This window comes from Microbacterium sufflavum (genome assembly GCF_023091155.1).
Lineage (GTDB): Bacteria > Actinomycetota > Actinomycetes > Actinomycetales > Microbacteriaceae > Microbacterium > Microbacterium sufflavum.
In genome coordinates this window covers 21,359-46,479 of record NZ_JAHWXK010000004.1, presented here as the reverse complement: position 1 = coordinate 46,479, position 25,121 = coordinate 21,359, and the positions used below count along the sequence as shown (strand labels likewise).

General features: G+C 65.5%; 18 protein-coding genes and 1 pseudogene. 13 read left to right on the top strand and 6 right to left on the bottom strand.

The window, feature by feature from the left end; translation table 11 throughout:
- The 9 genes from KZC56_RS17460 to KZC56_RS17420 all read left to right on the top strand — a co-directional run.
- Window positions 1-296, top strand: a 296-nt coding sequence (locus KZC56_RS17460; protein WP_504919224.1) for a DUF8175 domain-containg protein, incomplete at its 5' end; no start/stop codon positions are given.
- A gap of 1 nt (window position 297) precedes the next feature.
- Window positions 298-1,653, top strand: a complete 1,356-nt coding sequence (locus KZC56_RS17455) for a hypothetical protein (RefSeq protein ID WP_247639156.1) — start codon at window positions 298-300, stop codon at window positions 1,651-1,653.
- A complete protein-coding gene (locus KZC56_RS17450; protein WP_247639155.1) occupies window positions 1,650-3,170 on the top strand; it encodes an SCO6880 family protein in 1,521 nt (506 codons plus the stop codon). The genes KZC56_RS17455 and KZC56_RS17450 overlap by 4 nt, the downstream gene beginning before the upstream one ends.
- A gap of 11 nt (window positions 3,171-3,181) precedes the next feature.
- Window positions 3,182-4,783, top strand: coding sequence for a putative type IV secretion/conjugal transfer ATPase (locus tag KZC56_RS17445; protein ID WP_247639154.1), 1,602 nt, complete (start codon window positions 3,182-3,184; stop codon window positions 4,781-4,783).
- On the top strand, window positions 4,783-6,489 hold the full coding sequence (locus KZC56_RS17440; protein WP_247639153.1) for a type IV secretory system conjugative DNA transfer family protein: 1,707 nt from the start codon (window positions 4,783-4,785) through the stop codon (window positions 6,487-6,489). The genes KZC56_RS17445 and KZC56_RS17440 overlap by 1 nt, the downstream gene beginning before the upstream one ends.
- Window positions 6,486-7,175: a DUF4913 domain-containing protein gene (locus KZC56_RS17435; RefSeq protein WP_247639152.1), complete on the top strand. Its 690-nt coding sequence runs from the start codon at window positions 6,486-6,488 to the stop codon at window positions 7,173-7,175. The genes KZC56_RS17440 and KZC56_RS17435 overlap by 4 nt, the downstream gene beginning before the upstream one ends.
- A 3-nt stretch (window positions 7,176-7,178) precedes the next feature.
- A complete protein-coding gene (locus tag KZC56_RS17430; RefSeq protein WP_247639151.1) occupies window positions 7,179-8,225 on the top strand; it encodes a M23 family metallopeptidase in 1,047 nt (348 codons plus the stop codon).
- An 8-nt stretch (window positions 8,226-8,233) separates the two neighbouring features.
- Window positions 8,234-8,719 carry a hypothetical protein gene (locus KZC56_RS17425; RefSeq protein WP_247639150.1) on the top strand — a complete coding sequence of 162 codons (486 nt, stop codon included), beginning with the start codon at window positions 8,234-8,236 and terminating at the stop codon, window positions 8,717-8,719.
- Window positions 8,720-8,736: 17 nt separating this feature from the next.
- Window positions 8,737-9,015, top strand: a complete 279-nt coding sequence (locus tag KZC56_RS17420) for a helix-turn-helix domain-containing protein (protein WP_247639149.1) — start codon at window positions 8,737-8,739, stop codon at window positions 9,013-9,015.
- Between the two features lie 149 nt (window positions 9,016-9,164).
- On the opposite strand, the pseudogene KZC56_RS17415 reads toward KZC56_RS17420, so the two are convergent.
- Window positions 9,165-10,046, bottom strand: a pseudogene (locus KZC56_RS17415) (zeta toxin family protein); the annotation flags it as partial.
- Window positions 10,047-11,009: 963 nt separating this feature from the next.
- On the opposite strand from KZC56_RS17415, the gene KZC56_RS17410 reads away from it, so the two are divergent.
- The gene (locus KZC56_RS17410) at window positions 11,010-11,519 is read left to right on the top strand and encodes a hypothetical protein (RefSeq protein WP_247639147.1); all 510 of its coding nucleotides are present in this window, start codon (window positions 11,010-11,012) and stop codon (window positions 11,517-11,519) included.
- Between the two features lie 71 nt (window positions 11,520-11,590).
- On the opposite strand, the gene KZC56_RS17405 is transcribed toward KZC56_RS17410, so the two are convergent.
- Window positions 11,591-12,148 (bottom strand): RES family NAD+ phosphorylase, encoded by a 558-nt coding sequence (locus KZC56_RS17405; RefSeq protein ID WP_247639146.1) that lies wholly within the window; start codon window positions 12,146-12,148, stop codon window positions 11,591-11,593.
- A complete protein-coding gene (locus KZC56_RS17400; protein WP_247639145.1) occupies window positions 12,145-12,498 on the bottom strand; it encodes a helix-turn-helix domain-containing protein in 354 nt (117 codons plus the stop codon). Before KZC56_RS17400 ends, KZC56_RS17405 begins: the two co-directional genes overlap by 4 nt.
- Before the next feature lie 147 nt (window positions 12,499-12,645).
- Between KZC56_RS17400 and KZC56_RS17395 the strand changes: the two genes are divergently transcribed.
- Window positions 12,646-13,737 (top strand): hypothetical protein, encoded by a 1,092-nt coding sequence (locus KZC56_RS17395; protein ID WP_247639144.1) that lies wholly within the window; start codon window positions 12,646-12,648, stop codon window positions 13,735-13,737.
- A gap of 223 nt (window positions 13,738-13,960) precedes the next feature.
- Here the strand turns inward: KZC56_RS17395 and KZC56_RS17390 are convergent, their stop codons facing one another.
- From KZC56_RS17390 to KZC56_RS17835, 3 genes are all read right to left on the bottom strand, one after another.
- Window positions 13,961-14,404 carry a hypothetical protein gene (locus KZC56_RS17390; protein ID WP_247639143.1) on the bottom strand — a complete coding sequence of 148 codons (444 nt, stop codon included), beginning with the start codon at window positions 14,402-14,404 and terminating at the stop codon, window positions 13,961-13,963.
- Between the two features lie 126 nt (window positions 14,405-14,530).
- Window positions 14,531-15,517: a hypothetical protein gene (locus KZC56_RS17385; RefSeq protein WP_247639142.1), complete on the bottom strand. Its 987-nt coding sequence runs from the start codon at window positions 15,515-15,517 to the stop codon at window positions 14,531-14,533.
- A gap of 434 nt (window positions 15,518-15,951) precedes the next feature.
- Window positions 15,952-17,592 (bottom strand): helix-turn-helix transcriptional regulator, encoded by a 1,641-nt coding sequence (locus KZC56_RS17835; protein WP_247639141.1) that lies wholly within the window; start codon window positions 17,590-17,592, stop codon window positions 15,952-15,954.
- Window positions 17,593-17,890: 298 nt separating this feature from the next.
- On the opposite strand from KZC56_RS17835, the gene KZC56_RS17830 reads away from it, so the two are divergent.
- Window positions 17,891-24,091 (top strand): CLIPPER-2 domain-containing protein, encoded by a 6,201-nt coding sequence (locus KZC56_RS17830; RefSeq protein ID WP_247639140.1) that lies wholly within the window; start codon window positions 17,891-17,893, stop codon window positions 24,089-24,091.
- A gap of 303 nt (window positions 24,092-24,394) precedes the next feature.
- Window positions 24,395-24,940: a hypothetical protein gene (locus KZC56_RS17370; RefSeq protein ID WP_247639139.1), complete on the top strand. Its 546-nt coding sequence runs from the start codon at window positions 24,395-24,397 to the stop codon at window positions 24,938-24,940.
- Window positions 24,941-25,121 lie beyond the last annotated feature (181 nt).

Genomic DNA, 25,121 nt, shown 5'->3' with positions numbered 1-25,121 from the left:
CCCTCCAGCATGTTGAGGCGGTGGAGAACGGCGCAAAAGTCCGTACCCCCGACTCGGATCTGGCGAAAATCCAGTTCTTGGGCTACCGCATCGTCGCGTTCGACGGAGATTCTGCCGTGGTCGAGCTGCGCGCGGGAGTTCCACAGAGCGCTCCTGGCTCGTTGACGGTGAAGCTCGTCTGGAAGGACGGCGACTGGCGGATCGATCCGGCCTCCGGGTCTGACTGGGTGTCGAGCGATCGCAACGTCGCTGCACAGGGCTTTGTGCCGTGGTCCTCGCTCTCGGACGGTCAGTGACATGCCGCAGGGAATCCGCCCCGCCTGGGGCTTTGACGACATTCTCGACGGCATCGGTGACTGGTTCACCGATGCGCTGAGGAACACGGTGTCTGCGCTGATCCAGGGCGTCTCTGAGGCTGTGAAGTGGGTGTCGACGTACTTCCTGTACCTACCGGCGCCGGTGCTCGAGGGCGAGGGCGCGGGTTACTCCCCGGCGGAGCGCGTGCAGGCCTACACGGACTGGGCGGTGATCATCGGCGGCATGATCGGTATGGCGTTCGCGCTGATCATGGTGGCGCGTCGGAAGGATGCCGATTCTGCGGTCGACGTCTTCATGGGCTTCTTCCGGGTGATCCTCGTGACGGGCGCGGGTATCCCGACGATCTCTCTGCTGGCGAAGTTCTTCGACCAGGCGTCGCCCTGGCTGATCAACAACATTGGTGGCGGGACGTTCGAGGACGGGTCGGGAACGCTCGTGGGTGTCGACGCGGCCGCCGCGTCGAGCATGGGTGTCGGCACTCTGGTGCTGATGCTCGTCTCTCTCGTTTTCGGCGTGCTCGGCGGCATCCTCAACCTGTTCATGGTGATGTTCAACTGGGGCGTGCTCCCCGTCGTCGCCGGTCTCCTTCCGGTGCTCGCGGCGGCCGCGATGTCCGAGCGGGGCCGGAACGGCTTCAATCGTGTGCTCGCGTGGACTGCTGCGATCTTGCTCTTTAAGCCGGTTGCGGCGGTGATCTACGGCGTGGGTATCGCCAGCGGCCGGATGATCACGGGCGGGGTCGAGGACGCCGGGCAGATCGTCCTCCAGTCGATTTATGGGACGGTGCTGCTGTGCGCTGCCGGGATCGCCTTGCCGGCGATCGCGCGTATCGTCGCGCCGGCGATCGCGGCGGGCACTCAGGGCGGTGGAGCTGGCTTGCTGATCGGCGCGGGGATGGTCGCCGCTGGAGCCGTCACGGGTGGAGCTGCGGCAGTGGCGGCCGCCGGAGCCCGTGGAGCCGGTGTCGCCGCAGGCGCAGGGAAGGCCGCGACTTCGGACGCGCCGGCCCCGAGCGGTGCATCGTCGACAGCCGGGACGAAGGGTGGCGCATCTAGCGGCCCGTCGGGCGCCGGCTCGGGATCTGGCAGCGGCCCGTCGGGCGCTGGCTCTGACGGTGGCAGCTCGTCCGGTGGCGGCGGCGCATCTGGTGGCGGTGGTTCCGCTGGTGGCGGCGGCGGTGGAGGGGCGGCGCCGTCGGGTGCGGGCCCCTCGGGTGGTGCTCCCGCGACTCGCGGGTCGCAGTGGGCGAAGCGCTGGGCGGCGAACGGCGCGTACCAGACGCAGGCGCAGATCGGCGCAATGGAGCAGGCAGTGGAAGCGGGGGATGAGCGATGACTGAACAGCTTTACGGGAACGTGCAGGAGCCGCGTTACGCGCGCACGATGGGCCTCTCAATGGCCTCTGTCGCGCTGGTGATCGCGGGAGGAGTGTCGACGTTCTTCCTGATGCAGTTCTTCGCTGTGCCGATCCACTTCGCGGCGATCGCGCTGTTGGTCGCGATCGCCGGCGTGTGGTTCTTGGAGACGGGTAGGAAGCAGGGGCGTACGCGCCTGGAGAGGGCGGTAGGTGCACACATGTTCCGCAAGTCGAAGAAGAAGGGCGCGTCGACGTATCTGAGCGGCCCGACGTCGCGGATGCCTGACGGCTCGCACCGCGCGCCGGGACTGCTGGCGTCGACGGAGATGTTTGAAGGGACCGACCACCTCGGCCGGCCCTTCGCTTTCCTGTGGGATCGAGTGAAGAAGACGGGCACGGTGTTCTTCACCGCGTCGGCGTCCGGGCTCGATCTCCAGGATCAGGAGACGATCGACTTCCTGGTCTCGGGGTGGGGTGGGTATCTGCACCAGGCGGGCACGCTGGCCGCTCTGGAGCAGGTATCGGTGACGGTGACGAGCATGCGAGACACGGGCGAGCGGCTGCCCTCCGCGGTGCAGGAGCAGCGGGCGCGTGTGGATGCCTCCGCGGTGTCGACCTTCGCGCGTGAAGCGGTCGACGAGATCGTCGCGGACGTGAACGCGGGGGTCGGGCGCATCGATGCCCGGATTGCGGTCACGTTCTCCGGCGCTCCGAACCCGGACGAGGGCTTGGACGCGCGCAGCCGTGAAGACCTGATGGGCGAGGTCATGGTGCACCTGCCGGCGATGATCGAGCAGCTGGAGCTGTCCGGCGGTGGTGTGGTGTCCTACCTCGCCGCGCAGGAGATCATCGACACCACGTACGTGGCGTACAACCCGGAGGCCGCGGTCGCGGTCGAGCAGGCGCGGTTGTCGGGTGTCGGCACTGGTCTCACCTGGGAGGAGGTTGGCCCTGTTCACGCGGTGAACGAGGTCGACCGTTACGAGCACGGCGGCGGGATCTCGCTGTCGTTCCAGGTGTGGAGGGCGCCGGCCGGGGTGTTCCGGGAAAGCTCGCTCATGGCGTTGTTGAAGGCGGATGACGTCAGTGAGCAGAAGCGGGTCACGATCCTCTACCGGCCGCTGTCGGCGGAGCAGAGCCAGAAGCGCGTGCAGACTGCGGTGGCGGATGCCGACTACGAGACGAACCAGAAGGGCCGCAAGGCGACGGGCGCGCAGCTCGCGTCGGCCGCGCGGGTGAAGCAGACCGAGGCGGAGGTGTCCGCGCGGGGTGCGTCGCTGATCCGGTTCTCGTTCATCATCACCGTGACGGTGATGGACCCGGCCGCGCTGCGGCGGGTGCCGGCGATGGTCCGCAACGCGGCTCAGACCGGTGTGCAGCTGAGCGTGCGCCCGTCGACGGGCAACGAGGATGCAGCGTTCGCGATCGGGCTGGGTCTCGGCATCGTCCCGGCGAAGTGGGCTTCGGTATCACCGCAGCTGCGACAGGCGCTCTAGGAGGCGATGACATGGGTGTTCTCGATGATGTATTCGACAAGGCGGTCAGCAAGACGAATCGGCTGCTGGGCCGTCAGCCGGCGCCAACAGCGGTCGATGTCCCGTTCCCGGGACTGACCGCAAAGGGCGTGGAGGGGCCGACGCTCGGCGCGCACGTGTTTGTGGAGGCGCCGCCCGAGTTCGAGGCGTCGAGCATGCAGGTGTGCGGGTTCTGGCCGTTTAGCGTCGGGGCGTCGACCCCGCTGGTCGGTGCGGTCCTCGGCAAGCACTTCTTCAACGGCGGACCCGTCTGCGGCGATCCGATGACGCTGTTCAAGCGCGGCATCATCTCCTCGCCGTCCGGGTTCGTCCTCGCCCTCAACGGGCGAGGAAAGTCGTCGTTCGTGGTGCGGATGCTGCTCGGCATTACCGACGGTGGAGATCTCCCGATGATCCTCGGGGATCTGAAACCCGACTACGTGGGCTTCAACCGGGAGATCGGCGGATTTGAGTTCTCTCTCGGGCGTGGCATGGGCGGCATTAACGTCCTGGACGCGGGGCCATGGGCGGAGCATCTGCCCCGGCTAGACCCGTCCCGGCGTGAGGGCCTGGACGAGCTGGAGTACGCGCAGCTCGCCAAGCGGTACAAGGAGGTTGTGGGGCGCGTGCACGGCCGCCGCCTGAACGCCCTGCGCGGCCTCGTGGAGATGGTGCTGCGTGAGGAGCTGAGCGAGAAGCGGTCAGAGGTCACGGTGCTGTCGGTGGCCGTGGAGATCGCCGCTGAGGAGGCGGCCGCGCGCGGTGAGCAGCCGCTGCCGGCCGATGTGCTGCGCGTCATCACCGAACGACACCCGCGGGTGCGGGAGAACATTCTGCCCGTGAGCGACGAGGACTACGACAAGCTCACGTCGAACCTGCGGACCGGGCTGAATGGCCTGGGTCCGCACGGTCCGTTCGGGGACGTGTTCTGCCGGCAGACGACGGAGAAGGTGCCGATCGATCGGGCGCTGTGCTTCGACGTGTCGAGCATCCCGTCGACGGACGCGCAGCTGCGTGCGGCCGCACAGCTCGCGTGCTGGTCGTACGGGCAGTCGGTCTCCGAGTGCGCGAAGATCCTCGCGGAGGAGGGTCTGGAGCCCGAGCGTCACCATTTCATGGTGATGGACGAGCTGTGGCAGATCCTCGAGGCCTGGGACGGCTCGGTGTACCGGATCAACGCGATTACTCGCGTGAACCGCACCGAGGGTCTGGGGCAGATCATGATCACGCACTCTATGAAGGATCTGGAGCTGTCGACTCCGGAGCGGACGAAGATCGCGCGCGGGTTCGTCGAGCGCTCGTCGATGCTTTACCTTGGCGGGCTTGCTCGCAACGAGATGCCCGACCTGCTGAGCGTGCGGCCCTTCTCCAAGAAGGAGCAAGAGCTGCTGGTCGCGTGGTCCGCTGAGGGGTCGATCAACCCCGTGACCGGCAAGCCGACGGCGCCTCCAGGTCGCGGGAAGTTCCTGATGAAGACCGGCGACATGGCGGGAGTCCCGTTTAGTACGGGGCGCGGCCTGACGGCCCATGAGAAGCGGATCCACGATACGAACGCCGCGTGGGCTGCCGCGATCGGCGCGCACGGGGACAACTGATGCACGGGCGCAGGTATCCGGTCGGGCCGTACGTGATCACCGTGGCGGTCGCCGCGGTGATCTACGCGGCGATCTATCTGGGGCAGCTGATGTGGCCGGCCGACGGCGGCACGCTGTCGTGGAACCCGCTCGCGGCCGCGATCCAGCTGGTCACGGGGGAGAGCGCATGGCCTCCCGGCGCCACGGTGCTGCTTCTGGTCGCCGCCGCGCTCCTCGTGGTGGTGTTGGTGGTGCTGTGGAACCGCGGCGGGAAGACGACGGCCGGGAGAGGGCCGCGCCGGATGACGGAGTTCGAGCGTCGCGTGAACGCGAACCAGAACACCGGCCGCATCCAGGAGCGCGAGCGTCGCGCGGAGATGAAGCACCTGCACCCGGACGCCGAGATCTCGGAGGTTGGTGTGCAGCTCGGGCGGGCGCTCGACCGCGGCCGCGGTTGGGTGCTCCAGTCCTATCGGCAGTGCTCGGCGCACATCTGGGGGCCTGGTCGCGGCAAGACGCTCACGCAGGTGGTTCGCCATTCGTACTACGCGCCGGGCGCGTACGTGATGACGTCGAACAAGACCGACGGCGTGAAGTACGTTCTCGCGGCGCGGGCGCTGCGCCACCCGGCCGGGCGGGTCTGGATGTTCGACCCTGACCGCATCTTCCGGCGCGGCGAGCGGCCCGCGTTCACCGTCGAGCTGCTGGACGCGGTGAAGGACACGAAGTCAGCCGAGAAGCTGGCCAGCCTGTTCGAGAAGTCGGCCCCGACGGCGGCTCAGACGGGCGGCGATGCACAGTTCGACCCGCAGGGGCGGGAGTTTCTGGCGTGGTGCATGCTGGCGGCCGCGGTCTCCGGCAAGACGTTGCGACAGGTGCACCTCTGGGTCACCGAGGGCAACACTAGCGACCCGGCGGAGCGCCTGGTCGACGCGGGCTTTGTCGGCCCGGTCGCTGCCCTGCGTGGTCTCGGCAAGCAGCCGGAGCGCACCCGCGGGAGCGTCTTTGCGACCGCGCAGCGCATGGCGTCCGCGATGGTGCACGATCACCTCATGGCGTGGGTGACTCCGACGCCCGGTGTTCCCGTGTTCGACCCGGAACGGTTCGCCACGTCGACCGACACGCTGATCCTGCTCACGCACGACAAGGCTGGCCCGCTCGCTGCGTACGTGTCGAGCCTCGTCACGCAAACCGTGAACGCCGCTCTTGCGGAGGCTGGGAAGCACCATTCAGAGAGGCTTCCTGTGCCGATGCTGATGGATCTCGACGAGTGCGGGAACAGCGTCACGCTGCCCGACCTGCCCGACTGGTTCACCTACGTGGGCTCCAAGGGCGTCATCATCAATGCCTACTACCAGTCGCCCGCGCAGGGTGAGAACGTGCACGGCAAGGTCGGCTTCGCGCAGCTGTGGGACGCGGCCGGCGCCCGCGTCTACGGCGGCGGCATCGATAACGAACCGTGGCTGCGTCAGCTGTCGGATCTGATCGGCACGTACGACAAGACGATGGTCTCGACGGCCACAAGCCAGGGGTCGCGGTCGCGATCGGAGTCGACGCAGAAGGAGGCGCGCGCGAGCGTTGCCGATCTGGCCAACCTGCCTGAGTGGCGGGCGATCGTGCGTACCAGCAACGGTGTCTCGGTCGTTGTGGAGACGGTGCCCGTGTTCAACGATCCGGCGTTCGCGGAGGTCATGCGCGCCGGAGATCAGATCGGAGCGAGCGCATGAGCGATCAGACCACTCCCGCACCCGATCCTCGGGGGATCGAGCGCGCGGAGGCTGCCGTGGCGGCCGCCACGCGCGCCGTCGTCAACGCGGAGGCCAAGGCGACCGCCGCCGCCGACGTCCTCGCGGACGCGGCCGACGCCGTCTCGGTCGCGGAGACGAAATTCGACGACTTCCGCGGAGAGGACACAAAGCTGCCGTGGCAGGTCGCGGCCGCGGAGGCAGACCTGGCCAAGAAGAAGCGAGCTCACGCGCGGGCGCAGGCGCGCCACGCGGCAACCGCCGAGAAGGTGGCCGCCGCGTGGGAGATGCTGACCGAGGCGCGCGCCGAGCTGGCTCAAGCGCGCGTCACGCCGGCCCAGCCGATCCCCGACGACGCCGGCATGCCCCCGGGCGCCCCGCCCGAGGTCGTGGCGTGGGTCGAGAAGCTGACCCTCTACCTGGAAAGCCAGGAACGCGACGACTCGGTGTGGTGCCCGCAGTGGCAGGAGCACCCCGAGGCGGTGTGGCGGTTCACCGCCCTGCATCGGGAGTTCGAGATCTCCTTCCAGGACGACACGATGTCGAGCTGGTGGGTGAACCACTTCGATCGGCACGCGCCGTTCCTGTTCGGCCGAACGGGGATCTTCCAGGCGTGCGAGACCACTCACGACCCCGACCGGACATTCCGGTTCGCTCGGAGGGCGTGAGCGATGTCCAAGGTTCTCAGCAGCGCCGGCGTCCTCCTGATCGCAGGGCTTATCGTCGTGGTGCTGATGTTCGACTCCTTCGGGAATCAGCAGGCATGCAACCCGTCCGCATCGGTCGTCGACCCGACGTCGGTTCCCGAGGGACCGGTGAGCGGGTACGGGCACGAGCAGCTGGTGAATGCGGCGATCATCGCGAAGGTCGCCGCTGATCGAGGGCTCCCCGCCCGTGCGCAGCTCATCGGCATCATGACCTCTATGGGGGAGTCGTCTCTGGTCAACGTCGGCTACGGCGACGACATCAACGGCGTCACCAACCCCGACGGCACGCCCACGTGCTCGCTCGGGTTGTTCCAGCAGCAGTGGTGCTTGGGGTGGGGGACGCGGGAGCAGGTGATGGACCCCGTGTACGCGGCTGGTGCGTTCTTCGACCGTCTCGCCGGGATCTCGGGCTGGGAGACGATGGAGCCGACGCTGGCGATCAACCGCGTGCAGGGCAACAGCGACCCGTACCACTACGCGAAGTACGAAGCCGGAGCAGGCGAGATCCTGACCGCGATCGGCGGCGCGAAGCCGGGCGCCGGCTGCGTCGGTGACGGGCAGTGGACGTCCTCGTTCGACAACAAGGCCGACGTCGATCTATCCGACGTGTACGGCATGCGGACCGCGACGCGCATGCACAACGGTATCGACCTGGCGGCGTCAGAAGGTACACCGCTCCTCGCGGCATCCAGCGGGACGGTCAAGAGCCTGTCCAAGGTTGATGCCTCTGCGATGGGCATGTACGTGCGGATCGAGCACAGCGACGGGATCGAAACGCAGTACCTGCACCTGAGCAAGGTCCTCGTGAATGCCGGCGACAAGGTCTCGGCTGGACAGCTCATCGGGGAGGTCGGAAACACCGGGAGATCGTACGGTGCGCACCTGCATCTCGAGGTCCTGGTCGATGGAGAGTACGTTGACCCGCTCCCGTTCCTGCAAGCGCGCGGCGTCGACTACTGCACGCTCGCGACTCCGACAGGCTCCAAATCGTTGAACGCCTGCAGAAAGTGACGAAGGGAATGACCATGACCACTCGAACACAGGCAGCCGCAGTTCTCGTCGCGGCCACGATCGCTCTGAGCGGCTGCGCGCCGGGGCCGACATCGGACCCGGCCCCGACGACCACCGCAAGCCACGGGGACCACGACCACGGAGACCACGACGTGATCGTGCCCTCTCCGACCTCGACGCCGGACCTTGAAGCGGCCGCCACGGCCGCGGTCGACGCGCTTAAGGCGTACGCCCAACGGGATCTCGACTACCCGACATGGTTCGAGCAGTTGAAGCCGCACCTGCACTCCACTGCGATTGAGGCGTACAGCACGGTGCAGCCGTCCCGTATCCCGGCGATGACGATTCAGGATGATGCAGAGGCCGCGCCGACGTCGACGGACGTCTACGCGGTCGTGTACGTCCCCACATCGGTTGGGGAGTACACGATCGAGCTGCGCCGCGACGATCCCTCCGCTGAGTGGGGCGTGACCCGCTTCCAGCCCTCGAACTGATCCAGGAGAGGACACCGGTGTCTGTCTACGACCACGACGTCATCACCCGCGCTCGGATCGTCCGTGAGCGCCTGGCGCAGCTGCGGTTGCATCAGACGGGGGAGCGGCAGCGCCTCCACGCGCTCGCCCTGCATGAACTCCTCGATGAGGGGTACTCGACGCGAGAGGCCGGCGAACTGCTCGGCCTGTCACGCACGTTCGTCCACCGGGCCGCGTCCGGGCCAGCGGAACCGCCCGAGGAGCGCCCCGAGTTCGACGAAATCGACGCCGCCGTGGAGCAATTCGTCCTCCGCTGATCCGCAAAAAGCGGATTGGAGGATTCACACAGCACCACGGCGCCGGCGGCGCAGCAGTCGACGTCGACCAGGTGCACCTCTGTCGCCTTCCGACGACGACTCGGCCGAGCTCAAAGGCACTGGGGTTTGTAGGATGCGAACAGGCGGGATCAGCGGTCGATGCCACGCTCGCGATCGCGATTCTTGGCGGCGTCGTGCGCGATGGTCGTGGCCTCGGTGTCCCTCGCGCTGCGGGCCGCGATCTCGCTCGGTGTGCGAGTGGGGCCGTGGTCGACGTCGACGCCCCACCAGCGGGCGTGATCCTTGCTCGTCGATCGATCCGGCGATGCGGCGGGGATCTCCGCGGCCACCACGCTCTCGCGGCCTGCGGCGCGCAGGGCCGGTTCGTAGGTGTGCCGGATGATCTCGCCCGATGCGGCGGAGAGGCGCCGCATTGTCTCGTGGAGATCTTCGGACACCTGGGGGAGGTGCGAGACTCTGGCGGCCGCCACGACGAACTCACGTACCCACGCTCGTCCTTCACTGCTCGTCATCGCGGAAGCGGCGCGGCCGGCCTCAATCGCCCGTCGCGCGTCGGCGGCCGCGGTCTGGGCGACGTCGGCAGTCACAGCGCGGTCGTAGAGGACTCCTTGGACACGTGTGGCGACCGTGATCCGGTCGACGAGGCCACGGGCGACCAGCTGCTCCACGGTGATGGGCATGGCCTCGTAGGCGGCTTCGTGCGCCGCTGAGGGCGTCCATCGATTCTGATCGTTGCCGGCAGCCTGCCCGAGGTAGCGGGTCACCGTTCCGAGCGCAGAGACGGCGCCGGGGACGGCGAGCACGTGCGCCTCGACCCGGTAGCCCTGCGCGCGGAACGCGGCCGCGGTGGACTCGACCACCGGGAGCTGTCGCATCGTCGTCTCCATGATGACGCTGCGCCGCTCGGCGCGGAGATGGTCGGCGGCCATGCCGACCCACGGCCCGGACGCGTGCGCGGTGACGTGCGGCATCGCGAGCGGATCGGTGCGCATCAGATCCCGGTAGTCCGGGTGGAACCTGCGCGGAGGTCATCCCCGACGGTCTGGCTCACCTCGAGGCATCTGAGGGCTGTTTATCGACAAGCGGTCCAACTTTGTCCCTCAGCGGATCGGTCCTGGTCGTCCTGGACCACTTGGCACCTTCGTTGAGACAGCTCATGTATCCAAAGGAGGCCCGTGTCGTCGTCGCCCGCACGGAGGAAGCAGTCTTCGGCCGCCACAGATGGCAAGAGGCCGGACACCCGAAGGGCCGGCCTCTTGGCAAGGGTGCATCCGGGACGTAGCAGAGGCGGTGAAACACCAACCACTTACCGTGTGACGGAAATGCTTTCCCGTCTCTGCTGGGGACCACATACATGGCGACCCACCATCGACGGAGGCTGTCCTCGTTGATGCCAAAGGCCGAGAACTTGTCCTTGCGTGATCAACCCTAGCGTAGGAAAGTCCACCGAAACGAAAGAAACGGCGGTAGAATCTAACTGTGCTTCTTAGCGCACCCTGCGTATAGCACCCAGCGAAGCCCGCGTATCTACGCTAGCGCAACCTCCTAGGAGATCTCCTCAGATGCCAGAATATACCACACGCCAGGAGCTTCAAGAGCGATCGCTTCCTCGATTTGCAGATGTCGAAACTTCCAAGGTCTTCGGCAGTCGCAAGGGGGCTGGGGCCCCGGTACGGCGAGGATTTATTGAAAAGGAAGGAGATAGCCCTTCACCTCTCAGTCTGTTGCTCAGTGGAGCTAATGCCAGCCGCGGGGGAGGAGGACGAGGGGGTCGCCTACGAGTCGCGCTCGTTCTGACCCTGCTTTGGCAGCTCGCTAAGAGCCCGCATACAACTATCCGACCCGCCCGGTACTGGGCGGACCTGCTTCAGCTCGAGGACCCCGACCGCGCCGGCTCTCGCGCCATCCGCAGCACGCTCCTGGAGATCGAGCGTCGCGGGTTCATTCGCACCGAGGAACGCGGACCCGGAAAGGTGCCGGAGATCATCCTGCGGGACGAAACCCTCCGCGGAACTGACTACAAACTTCCGTTCCTTCAAGCGATCGAAGAAGGGTCCGCAGGAGGAACCCGTTACTTTCGAGTGCCCGAGTCCTTCTGGTCATCCGGGCTATGTGCGAAGCTCAGCGGGGCCGGTATCGCGATGTACCTCATCGCGATGTCGCGAGGAGGTTGGGGAAACGAGCCATCATTCTGGATCTCTCCCAGCAGGTTCAGCGAGGAGTACGGGCTGGGGGACTCTACGCGGAAGAAGGGGCTGAAAGAGCTCGTCGAGCATGGCGTAGTAACGCATGAGCTGCAGTCCATCGATCGCAGCGGGCATGCCGGCTACAGGCGATTCCAGCGCAGCGTTTACACCGTCGTCGCCGACTATCGCGTTCTGGGCGCTACGGAGCCGCCCCCTCCGTCGATGCCGGAGCAACCCACCTTTGAGGAGCTCCTAGCATTCTTCAAAGCCAGCGCGCGAAAATCGGAGAAGGGGTAGGCACCTCTTTCCCCTCGCAGAAGGGGGACAGCTCTCGAGCATCGAGGCGCGTGGAACCGTCATACCTCGCTCTATCCACGTAGCTGCTGAAAGAGCTCCCAGGTGAGGCCACGGCTTGCTGTCACCGACACTTGACCAGGGTCGAGTCGGCCTTCAAACAGAGTTAATACGAGCCCGTGGCCACTCGCTGAGGGTGCGATGACCCCTTGAAGTCCCAGGAACCATGCAGCGTGGCCGACCTGTTGGCAGATGGTCCAGTCGCTGTCGGCGATGTCGGAATCTTCGAGCCCGATAGCAGTGCGAGCTGCAGGGGTCGTGAGATCCAACACGCGGGCCTCGGAAACTTCGATCTCGTGAAGAACGCGCGGCACCTGCAGGAGAACATCGATCGGAACTCCTTGGCTTTGAGCCATGCGAACGAGTTCACCCATGCACGCTTCGACGGGCGTGGCGAGATACAGCGCAGCGAAGAGATCCTTCGGGTTCCATCTACCCCCGAAGAGACGGGCACCAGCGCCGCTTAGAGGATCCCGTCGGGGAGCGGCGTGCCGAAAGGTGACCCCGGACCATACGGTCGACCCCTGACGATCGATCCGCGCGACCAGCCTCTCGTCAATCGGGCGGTTCAAACGACGATGCCTTCGGCAAGGCCCTCGATCAGATCCAGTACGTCTTTATACCGCCCAGCGTGAACCCGATCAGCCGGGGACTCGTGGTCAAGTAGCCGGTTGGGTGAGAGCATCCACACATTGGCTTGGTCGCGAGGTAGCACCTCGGTGACTGCTTCAGCCACGTAAGCCAGCTCGATAAGACGCTGCTTATTCAGCCGTTGGGGGGCGACGGTCCCCGTGATCCAACGCGAGATCGTGCGTGGAGATGCATCGATGATGTCTCCGACTTCCTCTTGGCTGAGCCCGAGGTTGTCGATGATGCTGGAGACCTTGGATGCGAGAACTGGCATCCCAGCGGGCAAACTCATCGCGTGTCGCCTCCTTTGTCGTCGGGTATGTCTAATAGTATGTCACCAAGTCGGAGAAGACGGGAGTGGCAAATGGGTGTCGGATTTCATCTGGGGTACACCGACCAGCACAAGGTTGAGGATTTCCTCGCGCGTGGAGCAGTCGGGGTGGACTCCATCACTCTTCACGCGAAGTCAGCGCGGCATCAGGTCGCTGCCGCTGAGGCCGCGCGTGAGTCAGGGATCAATGTTCTGTACGACCCGCGCACAGAGCGCATGGCAGATCTCGACCCCGACGGGCAGCTCACCGGACTCAGCGCGTATGGCGGAACACAGCTGGACATCCACTCGCTCGCATCAAGCAGTCAGCTGCGTCACGAACTCGTGGACCGCGTTCTGAACGCCCATCCGGCACAGGCAACGATCATGACTCCGCCGGCATTCTTCATCGATTCAGAGCGGACGGCGCGCCTCGCGGTCGACCTCGCCGAAGCCACCCGCCTGGCGACGACCTCACCAGTGCGTCCAGTCCTGTTCCTCAGCAGCCGACTTTCCATCACCAACCAGCTCACACTAGCCAGCGAGCTCGTCGCCGCAGGCATAACTCAAGTCGACCTCCGCGTCTCGCCCTTCTCGGGCGAGAACGACAGCATCCGAAAAATCCGGCAGACCTTCGCGACGGTTGACCGGTTCAGGGACGCCGGCTTGACCATCACCCTGGGACACTCAGGCAACATCGGGCAGGTCGCAGTCGCGCTCGGCCATGCCTCCAGCTACTCCGTGGGTATCGGCCAGAACGAGCATGTGGACTTCAAGGGCACCCTCCGGCGCCAGGTGAATCCACCGAAGAAAAAGCGTGACGAGAACGGCAAGACCATCGGCGGCGGATCCTGGGAGGGAATCTACCTCCCAGGTCTCGCTGTGACGGTAAGTCGCCGAGTAGGTGAGGCCCTGTTGGATCACAGCGATATCCGAACCAGGATCGGGTGCCGCATCGACGGTTGCGCCACCGCATTGAAGGGCCCACTGAACGACAGCAAGGTCCACTACCTACACGCTAGGGCTGCCGAGATGGAGGCTTTGGAGAGCAAGCCTGCACAGTGGCGCGCCAAGATCGAGACCGACCGACTTACCCGGGCGCTGGAGCTGCGAAATCTCGTCAACGATAAGTACCGCGAAGAAGGGCAGCCCGCCCTGAAAACTCGCACGTTGTCCAGCCTTCTCGAAGGCATCCGAGAAGAACGCGAAGCAGCTGCGTAGCCGAAGCTTCAGGTGGCCGTACGTCGGATCCTGTCAACAAGAGTTGACATAATATCTATTATCGGTTAATGCTTAGTAACTAAAGCAGCCCTGCTGGGCAGCAGGTTTGCGGGTAGCCACGGTCCGCGAATCGCTTGTAGAATTGAGGTGAGCCTCCCCCTGAGGGGTGCGAGGAAGTGAAGCCGGGACCCCCGCCGCAGGACGGGACCCGGCTTTCGCGTACCTAGATTTCGAACATGATCTCTTCCAGCTTGTGCTCGAAGCAGGCGCGGTAGAGGGTGCGGCCGTCGTGAGCTGCAGCGACTGCGCCGGCTACCGCGTCAGGGATCCATAGAAGAGGTTCTTCCAGGGGGCGGGCGTGTTCGACTCGCAACGTCGGAGGAAGCGCGTCGGTTGTGCGGAGGTTGGCGACCATGGCGAGGTCTCTTCTGTTGCCGATCTCGTCTCGCGACTCGAACCAGACCTGTGTGACGCCCTCTGACGCAAGCTTGTGAAGCAGCTGCTGCATGCACTTTCGACGAGCGCGCTCTTGCCGTCGGGGGTCGATTCGCGTGGCGGTGACGACGATATTCGTGAGGGGCAGATCCCCGATGAGTCTAGAGATGCGGAGCCTGTCGCGTTCCTCCTCGCTGTTCCAGTGGGTTCGTCCGCGGGTGCGCCTCGACATGGCTCGCAGTCGGTGGCGGGTTGAGTCGAGGTCCTCGGGTCACAGCGGCGGCTAGGAGGTAAAGGTTCGCGCTTACCTGGATGGACTCATCTACCCATGCGCGCAGAGGGGCCGGTCGTGTTTCTGTCACGGGTGCTTCACCGGCCAGTTGACGTCGAAGTAGCCGGTTCCTGGGACGCCGAGTTGACCGTCCCAGACGTCGATGATCGACTGAGCGAACTCGTCAGGATCGACGGAGTCAGGGTCGTCCAGCGAAGCAGTGATGTAGAAGGTCATCATCGCGCCGGGTTCGTTGATCATCGGTGGCGGGGCTGTCACCGATGATTGAATCCGCTTCCCGGCGACACGGTAGTCCCGCACAAGCCAAACAAGCCACTCAGATACCAGCCAACCCTTGGACGATGGACCCACGTCCCCCGCTTCGAGGTTCGGGTCCGCTGATTCAATCGACCACCACAATCCCCATTCCTGGTCATCACTCTGCGCATCCACCGAGGCCCACCCTGCAACGCCAGGCATGGCGTTGAGTACGGCCTCCAGCCACTGCAACCGCGCGGGAGTGCGGAACTGCGCAGGGGCATCCGCCCTAGGCGGCAGAGGCTGTTGGGCCCGGGCAAGTTTGCTGAGGTACTCCACTCGCTTAAAACCTTGGTAAGTCTTCTCCCAAGTATCGGCGTCACCATCGGTGGAAGCCGCCCGGAGCCAGACGAGGTCGAGCGCCGCCACAATATGCGACACCACTCCTACGCTCGAGGAACTCGCGATCACAGCCTTGGCCGGCAGGAGCTCTGGGGAGTCTGGAGCGACGGATTCCGTCGCCTCTACCAGGTCACGCAAGAGGTCGAGATCTTGTCTCCGGAACTCTGACGATGCCAAAGACACCGTTTTAGCAGACACACCTAGCTCATCGGCCACACTTCTCCCCGTTGCTCCCGGGCGCAGAGTGGCCTCATAGATCGCCTGACGGCGGACATTCGCTAGGCGACTCTGGACTGTTCGAAGCTCCTCCCCCACGGCAACACACTCACGTGCCCGCTTGATGGGGTCCGGTGTCGCCGCAACGGAACGCACAAGGCGATCGAGCAGTTCTGACGCGGCCGGTTCCTCTCTCATGCCGTCCATCGTACAGCATATTACGACCGGGGGTAATATTCATACGCCCGGGGGTTACCTGCCACGGCTCGATGATTCTCGCCACTCCGACGACGACATTGCGCAGAGCACGTGTGCCTCAGGCGCCTCCCGAGGCATGTAGATTTCCAGTCATGGGCGAATGTTCTGGTGGGCATTGGCTGCGCTCTCCTCCACTGGCGACGCGAGCTCCGGAGCCCGGCCCACGATGCACGTCGAGATCCGTCGCTCCCCGCCCATTCTCGAGGTTCGAGGAACGCTAACTCGCGCCCGAGTCACCGAATGGGGTGGCGACCGGCCACCTTGATCGAGCACCCCTGTTCCCCTTCGAGAAGCAGGCGGACGATCTCAGTTAGATGTCACGCCGACTTGACGCGCGGGGGCGTGGAGATCGTCCTCGCTGGGAGCGTTTGCAGTCAGAGGGCCTCATAGTTGCGTTCGAGAAGGCCGAGGTCGTGTGCCCTGGAGAGCGCGGCTTTGCGGTTCGAGACGCCGAGTTTGCGGTAGATGCTGGCTGTTTGGCTGCGCACGGTCGCGGGAGATACTCCAAATGTCTTCGCCGCGGCCACGGCGGTGATCCCTTGCTCGAGGGTGTGAAGTACTGCGAGCTCGCGTGGTGTTAGGTCTACAAGGGTGATGGAGTGCACCTTGTTCAGGCGGGTCTTTCCGTGGACGCTGTCCAGAGGGTTTGGTTCTCCGCAGAGCTGTGCAAGGGTCGCGATGTCCTCGGGCGGCGCAAGGAGGAAGGGCCGAATGTGTGCGGGGTTTGACCGTAAACGGGTCGCGGTCTTGAATGACTGGGTTGCGCGGGCGTTGTTCCCATTTCTCAGATGGGCGACGCCTGCCGCGAGATGAAGCTCGATGATATCGCTGAGGGGCACCCTTTCCGAGTGCTGGCGAAGCGCACGGGCGGCGACCCGGAGAGCGTCGTGAGGGTGGCCGGAGTACACGTACGCCCAGGCGACCAGGTGTGGAGGGACATCTTCTGGTGCGACTCGAGCGAGGTGCAGCACCCGTGCGGCATTCGGTGTGCGGAGGAGCAGCTTGGCTTCGGTGCGGAGTAGGAGCTGGCGGGCCGCGCCGGCGTCGATCGTGCTTGCACCATGTGTGAGGCGAGCTCCTTCCAGTTCGGCAAGCCCTTCGTAGGGGTCGCCGTAACACGCGTGGTAGGTGCCACGGACGTAGAGGATGAAGGGCCAGAGTTCGACGTGTTGGGTGGCGGGGCCCATGTGGTCGATGTGCTGGCGAGCGAGGTCGGGGTCGCCTTCCTCCAGGGCAATGAGCGCAGCGGCGATCTTCGCTCCGAGTGTGGTGAGGTGTTCGATCCAATCCAGCAGCGGTCCGAGGTGGTTCATGCGCTCGATCCACAGACGCGCGAGATCGAAGTGGCCGCGTAGGGCGAACATGAGGGCGAGGTTCGCGGCGGAGTTCGCGCCGGCGAAGTGCCCCCGGGGCGCAAGCCCTGCCTCCGTATACCCTCGCGTGTATAGGCGGGTGGCATAGTCGTAGTCACCTCTGAGGGTCGCCGTGAGACCACGCTGCGTCGATAACCATCCGGGCTTCGCTCCGACATAGTGTTCTGACCACGGCAGCTGCGTTGCGGTGGTCGTCATGGCCAAGCGGTCGTCCAGCCATTGCCCTAGTTGTTCGGAGCGGCGGAACGAACCGTCAAGTCGTGCAGCGATCACCGCAATGGTCCCGGCCGTGAGCAGATCGCTGGGGCGTACAAACTCGGTGAGCCGCGTCGCATATCTCCGACCATGCATTCTGAACATCTGGAGGACCCGTCCGAGGTCCGGATCCTCACCCACGTAGTCGTTCTTGTGGTGCGCGAGAAGCGTCAGGTGCATCAGGCGGGGCCTATGCAGATAGGTGCCTGGGTCGAACGCCGCGGTCGCTTCGAGGATCTCGGAAGCGAATCGTGACGGCAGCTCGTACCAGAGGAGATCGTACGCCTCTTCCACCTGGTCGACGTTTCCGGTGACGAGCGCATGGCGAATGCGCTCGTCGATCAGGGGGTGATTCAGGTCGCTAAGCACCTTAACTATCTTGGCCACGTCCGTTCTGGGCTTGAGCCCGGAATTGATGAACTTATTGATGAAATTTTGCGCAACGTCTCAACAAACGCTCAGGTTTCCACTCGTATGTAGCAGAGGCATACCGTGCGGGGTCTCCCGTGCGCGATCGGGGAGGGATCTGATGCTCAGGACTCAACAGCGCTCAGAGGTAGGCTTGCGTCGGCGCCGCCGGGAGGCGCGGCAACGTGTTCGGCGACTCGTCGCGGGCACCATCGCGGCGACGTTCGCGATGACTGGTCTCACGACAGCCGTGGCGCTGCCTGCATCGGCTGCCACCGTGTATGAGATCACCGCACAGTGGGCGGAAGGATCCGCGACGACCGTGAAGAGCGGCGATGTCCTCACCGCTGAGTGGCGCGTCAACGTCAACGACGATGCCGAGGCCCCCGCAAATGACCCCGTCGACAATGTCAACTTCACGCTGACGATCGAGAGTGGCACGTTCGAGGAGCTGCCGAGTTCCTGTCTGACAAGTGGCGTGGACCCGGTCTCGAGCATCTCCGCGGATGGTAAGACCATGATCTGCAACATCGGGACCAAGGACGAGGGAACTTCTCACGTGGTCCAGACCCCGATCCGCGCTGATGGCGAGACGGGGTCGCAGCTCACCGGTTCGGGCACGATCGACGGGACGACGGCCGACCTGACGCCGGTTAACATCGTCAACGACTTCGGCATGGACATTCGGTGGGCTGTCGCGACCGGACCGGCGCAGATCAGCGGTGCCGGGACCGCCAACCCGATCGTCGACCTGGGGCTGCAGTGGACGCTGAGCAAGGACAAGCGCAGCGAAGCCGGCCCCCAGACGGTGAGCTACGACCTGCAGATCTCGTCTGCTGCCGCGACGAGTATCGCGGTCGGGCCCAACAGATGCACCGCGTTCACCGAGTTCGCCGCCAACGGGCACCCGTGGTCAGGCGGCTCTCACCCCGCCGATCAGATGGCTGACACAGTTGACACCTGCACGATTCAGCAGCTCGGCCCGAACACCTTCCGTCTCACTTTGACCGGGATCGACTACAACCCGACGAACCCGCCCACGAAGGACTCGACGGGCGCCGGCCTCCCGGCCGACCAGATAACGCTCACGAGTGGGACGATCTGGCTGCGTCTTGCCGTCACAGGGAGCGGTTCCGTGAACCTGGTGTCCTCGGCGCCGACGTACACGTCTGCGGCAGGCACCTCGACGGCGCAGGACGACGCCGCGAACAACACGGTGAGCAAGACGTGGACGTTCCCCGGTGCCTTCACGTCCCCCTGGAGCCGCGGATACACAGGCTCAGGTGGCTCGCCGTTTGACGCGACGTATGTTGTCTCTCCCGGCACACGCGTCCAGCAAGGGCTGATCACGGGTCTTCCCGGATTTGACCGGGCAGATAACCTGCAGGTCGGGATGTGTGCACCGCTGGACACGCGGTTCCTGACCTTCGCCGATTTCCGCCCGACGAACGATGTGCCCGGCTCGGTGATGCAGTATTACGTCGGCACACACCCAACGGTCACGTCCACCAGCGCCGGCTACAACCCGCAGGCTTTCCCTGATTGTGGTGGGTCCGCCGGGTGGACCACCACCAAGCCTGCAGACCTCAGCACGGTGAAGGCTGTTCGAGTCACGTTCACGCAGGGACAGGCCGAGGCGGCGAACTTGCCGAACAATCACGCCGCATATGTGGTCGAATCGGTCGTGAAGCAGAACGTGGCCACTGGCCAGGACATCTGGAACTTCATGTACAACCAGGCGGGTGCCGGGTGGTCCGCCCCCACGACCTGCGCGACACCGACGCCGGGTCTGCGCTACCCCTGCACTGTCAGCGCCGGGCGCGACCTCGTCCGCATCGTCTCGACGACCCCGTTCATCGAGAAGTCGGCGGACCGCTCTGCGGTGAACCCAGGACAGCCCACCACGTTCTCGCTGAACTACTCGGCGAATGTCGCGAGCAATCTACCGACCTCGGTCGACGACTACACGATCGTCGACACGCTCCCCGTTGGGGTGACCTACATCGAGGGATCCGCCGATCCGGCTCCGACGGTGACCACGAACGGTTCCGGCCAGCAGGTGCTCACCTGGGTCCTTGACGGTGTCCCGACGAATGTGCAGCAGGCGATCACATATCAGGCTGTCGCGGCGGCGAACATCGCTCCGGGAACCGTGCTGACGAACTCCGCTGTCGCCTCGGTCTCCGGGGCGACGTCTCGCCCGGCAACGGCGCAGATCACGATTGCGTCGAACGGGTACACGTCCATCGGTAAGACGGCTGACGTCCCGTATATCCCCAACCTGAATGGTGACGGCACCGGAGAGGGCTCGTGGACGGTTACGCTCCGCTCGTTCGACCCGTTGCCGCAGGATTTCACCGACACGATCGACATCCTGCCGTTCGCCGGTGACGACCGTGGCACGGACTTCACCGGTGACTACGAGCTGACCGGTGTGGATGCTCCGGCTGGTGCAACCGTTTACTACACGACGGCCGACCCGGCCACCCTGTCGGACGACCCTGCGGATGCTTCCAACGGTGCAGCGGGCGATCCGTCGGGCAACACTGTCGGATGGACCACGACCTTCACCGCCAGCGCGACCGCTGTGCGCGTAGTGGGCCCCGAGCTGGCTGCCGGTGGCACCCAGCAGTTCACAGTGAACATCGCCACAGACGGTGTCGAGGGCGGCGACGTGCTCGTCAACCGGGCGCAGGCGCGTTCCGAGCACACCGAACTGGTGATGCGCACTTCTGCGCCGATCACCGTCGCGAACTACTACTCCGCCTCGCTCAAAAAGTACGTCATGGGCGCAGACGGAGAGTGGCATGACGCCAACACGGTCGAGGACTATCCGACCTACCGGGTCGGCGACAAGGTCCCGTACCGAATCGTGATCGTGAACACCGGTCAAGGAACCCTGACCGACCTCGAGATCACCGACGACCTGTTCCCCGACGGTTCGTTCACCGTCGATGAGCTGGCGCCAGGGGCCGAGGAAGCCCACGAATTCGAGATGACCCTCACCGAGGGAGGCCTGGACACAGTCGTGAACACCGCCTGCGCGACGGCCGCGATCCCTGGTGACTCACAGGTGCCGCCCACGATCAACTGTGACCCCGCCGGTATGGAGGTGGATGGAGACCCGACCCACACGAAGGAGCTTGTCTCGGCCACCGCGATCGGTGAGGGCCGCTGGGAGCTGGTGTACGGCATCGACGTGACCAACGAGTCGACGCACCCGACGAGCTACGACCTGGCGGACACGCTGCATTTCACCGACCAGGCGACGATCGTCTCGGCCGAGGTCACGACCTCGCCCGCGGGCGTCACTCTCGCCGACCCCGCATGGGATGGTCAGGGAGAGACGCTGATAGCCAGTGACGTGCCGTTGCTCGGCACCGACGACGTCGGCTACACCGCGCACCGCTACGAGGTGACCGTGATCGCCACGGTGCCGCTGCAGCTCGAAGGCGCCGGTTCCGGTGCGGACGACCCGACGCAGTGCGGGGCCGCCGGCGACGACGCGGACCGTGCGTTCAATAACACCTCGCAGTTGACCGACCCCGAGGGCGCGACCGAAGACGACCAGGCCTGTGCCGAGATCCCGTCGATCGACATCACCAAGGGTGTGTCGTCGGGTCCGACCCCGAACGGGGACGGCACCTGGACGGTGACCTACGACATCGTCGCCACCAACACCGGTGCCGAAGGGGGCGTCTACGACGTGCGCGACCGCATGACGGCCGACGGTGACCTCGAGGTCATCTCCGGCGCGGTCACCTCGGCGCCCGATGGCGTGACCACCTCGCCGACCTGGACCGGCCTGGGGGCCGAAGGTGCGCCCGAGAACGACATCGCCACTGGGGTGACGCTGCCCGCGGGCGGTGTGCACACCTACCAGGTGGAGGTCGTGATCGGCATCGCCGAAGGCACGGAGGGTGCCCCGATCATCACCGACTGCTCTGAGGAGCAGCCGGGTGGTCCGGGTGGCCTGTCGAACTCGGCCGAGATCGAGCACAACGATCTCACCGACGACGCGACCGCGTGCATCACGATCGGGATCGTCACGGTCGACAAGACCGTCTCCTCCGGCCCGACCCCGAACGGGGACGGCACCTGGACCGTCGTGTACGACATCGTTGCTACCCACGTGGGCGCCGCCGATGCCGACTACGACGTGACCGACCGCCTGCACTTCGGTGAGGGCATCGAGATCGTCGACCACGAGGTGCGCTCGCTGGACGGCATCGACGTCAACCCCGACTGGACCGGTCTGGGCAGCGCCGACACCGGCACCGAGAACGTGATCGCGGAAGACGTCACCCTCTCGGTCGGCGGATCCCACACCTACCAGGTGGAAGTGACCGTGCAGATGGACGAGGCCACGATCGATCCGGGCGAGCTCGTCTGCGCTCCGGCGGGATCGGGTGAGTCGGGCGGCCTGGGCAACTCGACGACGCTAACCAGCAACGGCATCACCGGTCGGGATGACGTGTGCCCGTCGCTTCCGAAGATCGTGCTGAACAAGACGGTCGTCGACGGCAGCCCCATCGCCAACGGCGACGGCACGTGGACCATCGAGTACGACGTCACCGCCACCAACACCGGCCAGGCGACCGGTCAGTACGACATGACCGACCGGCTGCGGTACGGAAACGGCATTGAGATCGAGTCCGCCACGGTCGTGAGCGGTCCCGACGGTGTCACCACCAACCCCGACTGGACCGGTCAGGGCGCGGTCGACGCAGCCGAGAACGTCATCTCCACCGATGTCGATCTCGACGCCGGTGAGGCGCACACCTACCGGGTGCGGGTCGTCGCATCGATGGACCGTGAGATCGTCACGCCGGGTGACCTCGTCTGCCCCACTCCGGGGTCGAACGAGCCGGGCGGGTTCTCGAACACCGCCGGTCTCACGCACAACGGCGAGGACCAGGATGCCGATGCCTGCGTCACTCCTCCGCTGATCGAAATCACCAAGTCGCTCTCGGGTGCGGTGACGCCGGTCGACGGGCAGGACGGCGTGTATGACGCGACCTATGAGCTCACCGTCACCAACAGCGGTCCGGGCGCCGGGGTCTACGACCTCGACGACCGTCTCGCACCGGGTGAAGGTGTGACCGTGGTTGGCATCCAGGACGTCACCACCGACGCACCGAACCCGGTTGCCATCAACGGCGGATTCGACGGCATCGACGATCTGCGGATCGTCACCGGACAGCCCATCGCGGGCGCCGCGGAGGGTGCACCGGTCGTGCACACCTACTCGGTGACCGTGCGGTACTCGGTGAACCTGGCGGGCATCGAGGTTCCGGCCGGAGACACCTGTCTCGCGGAGAACGGTGAGTCGCTTCCGGGCACGCTCAACAACACCGCGACTGTCGGATGGAACGGCCTGGATGATGACGACGCCGAGTGCATCGTCCCCGGCAAGCCGACCCTCGACAAGGCGATCATCTCGGCGAAGCCAATCGGCAACGGTCAGTGGGAAGTCGTTTACGACCTCACCGTCGGTAACACCGGCGACGAGGCAACAACGTACGACCTGGACGACGAACTTCTGTTCGCCAAGCAGGTCGCCGTGGCCTCCGTCTCCGTCACCGGCCCCGAGGGGATCATCATCAACAACGGTTTCAACGGGGACAGCGATCAGCGCATCGCGACGGATGTTGACATCGCCGGCCTCGATGACGACGGGTACGCGCCGCACGTCTACCGGGTCACCGTGATCGCCAACGTCCCGCTGACGTTCGATCCCGCTGACGTCGGTGACGACGGGGCAGGATCGCCGGCGTGCACGGTTGCTCCTGGCGGCAACTTCATCGAGCAGGGGCTGAACAACGCAGCCACTCTGACCGATGAGACCGGCGGGACGATCGTCGACACCGACTGCGCCGGTCTGCCTTCGACGAAGATCACCAAGACGATGGACGGCGCACCCCTCAAGGGCACGAACGGCCAGTGGACGGTGAACTACACGATCACGGTGCTCAACGACGGGGCAGTGGCCGGTGACTACACCCTCACCGACCAGCTCCGCTACGGTGCCGGCATCGAAATTCTCGACGCGACCATCGTCTCTGCTCCGGAAGGCGTCACCCCTGCGGCGACGTGGACCGGTCAGGGCGAGACGGGCGCTGCAGAGAACGTCGTCGCCACGGACGTGTCACTGGCAGCCGGTGCGAGCCACCTCTACCGGGTCACGGTCGAGGCGCGACTCGACACCGATGCGGCAGACGGCACCACGCTGACCTGCCCCGCACCCGGCTCGACCGATCGCGGCGGGTTCGCGAACACAGCAGGGGTCGATCACAACGATCTGATCGCTGACGCCTCGGCCTGCGACGTTCCCGAGTGGCCGGAGGACGTGCCTCCGCCGCTCGCAACCACCGGTGGCACCATCGCCCTCGGAACCATCAGCGCAGCCCTGCTGCTGCTGGTGGCGGGCGGAGTGCTCCTCTATACGCGCCGCCGCCGAGTCGTCGACGCCGAGTGATCGCTCGCATCTCCGTCGCCCTGCCACTCACAGGCGGTGGGGCGACGGAGAGACCGGTCCATCCGCAGATGCGCCTAACCGAAAACGACCGTCGTGCCGGTCCCTCCCCAACGGCTGGCGGTATGGAGAGCTAGCTCCTCACTAGCGCTCATCACACTGTGCCCCGTCTCCGTGAGACGGGGCACAGTGTCTTGCCACTTGATAGATCCGCTAGCTGCTCCCCTGCCGCGTGTTATGCCAAAACGATCAGTCATCGCTACCTCTACCGATAGCTAGCCGGCAGCCGCGGAAAAACTGCTCGGGATGATGAAGCACGTCTACGACGGCACAGCGCCGGAGTTTGAGAGCTACGCGCACGTGCCAGGGATTGATGCGGCCCGTCGGGCGTTTCTCGCGCAAGCCGCGACGTTCACTGCGGACCTGGACGCGAAGTTCATGCCCGAGCTTCACGAGGAAGTGAAGGCTCGGTGGGCCGAGTACCGACGCGTCCTGGATGAGTTCACTTGGAACGTCGTTCGCTACGAGGAGCCGTCACTGCTCCTTGGCGACATGCTGGTGTGCCCTTCCCGGCTCGACCCGGACCGTACGCACGACCAGCGTCAGTACGGGTGGCAAGTGGGCCTCATGGCTGCTGAGCGCATCACGGTGGCGTTGACGCCGACGACGGGACTTCTGCTGTCGCGCGGCGACAGGGTGCGAAGGCTCATCGCGGAGACGTTCAACCGCTCAACAATCGGAGCGGCGACGATGTACGTCCTCTTCCCCGGTAGTTGGCCGTCCCGAAATCCGACAGCGTTCTCCAACGCCGTCGACCTCCTAGGCCAGCGGGGCGCGGACGTTCCTTTGTAGATCGCTAGCCCCTGGCGAGGGCGTGGCGATGACGGGCCAGTCCTTCCGCCAGGTCGCGCGGTTCGTCCGCGCTCGGCCGGAGATCCCCGTCGCGGAGGTCGAGCCCTCCCGGTGATCCACGTCACCAGACGGTGGGAACGACCTGCGCGGGTACACATCGAAAGTCCGCCAGGATTCACAG

Coding starts and splice junctions, on each gene's coding strand:
- KZC56_RS17370 (WP_247639139.1), top strand. CDS start 24,395: ATGATGAAGCACGTCTACGACGGCACAGCGCCGGAGTTTGAGAGCTAC.
- KZC56_RS17455 (WP_247639156.1), top strand. CDS start 298: ATGCCGCAGGGAATCCGCCCCGCCTGGGGCTTTGACGACATTCTCGAC.
- KZC56_RS17445 (WP_247639154.1), top strand. CDS start 3,182: ATGGGTGTTCTCGATGATGTATTCGACAAGGCGGTCAGCAAGACGAAT.
- KZC56_RS17440 (WP_247639153.1), top strand. CDS start 4,783: ATGCACGGGCGCAGGTATCCGGTCGGGCCGTACGTGATCACCGTGGCG.
- KZC56_RS17425 (WP_247639150.1), top strand. CDS start 8,234: ATGACCATGACCACTCGAACACAGGCAGCCGCAGTTCTCGTCGCGGCC.
- KZC56_RS17385 (WP_247639142.1), bottom strand. CDS start 15,517: ATGAGAGAGGAACCGGCCGCGTCAGAACTGCTCGATCGCCTTGTGCGT.
- KZC56_RS17435 (WP_247639152.1), top strand. CDS start 6,486: ATGAGCGATCAGACCACTCCCGCACCCGATCCTCGGGGGATCGAGCGC.
- KZC56_RS17390 (WP_247639143.1), bottom strand. CDS start 14,404: ATGTCGAGGCGCACCCGCGGACGAACCCACTGGAACAGCGAGGAGGAA.
- KZC56_RS17450 (WP_247639155.1), top strand. CDS start 1,650: ATGACTGAACAGCTTTACGGGAACGTGCAGGAGCCGCGTTACGCGCGC.
- KZC56_RS17430 (WP_247639151.1), top strand. CDS start 7,179: ATGTCCAAGGTTCTCAGCAGCGCCGGCGTCCTCCTGATCGCAGGGCTT.
- KZC56_RS17400 (WP_247639145.1), bottom strand. CDS start 12,498: ATGAGTTTGCCCGCTGGGATGCCAGTTCTCGCATCCAAGGTCTCCAGC.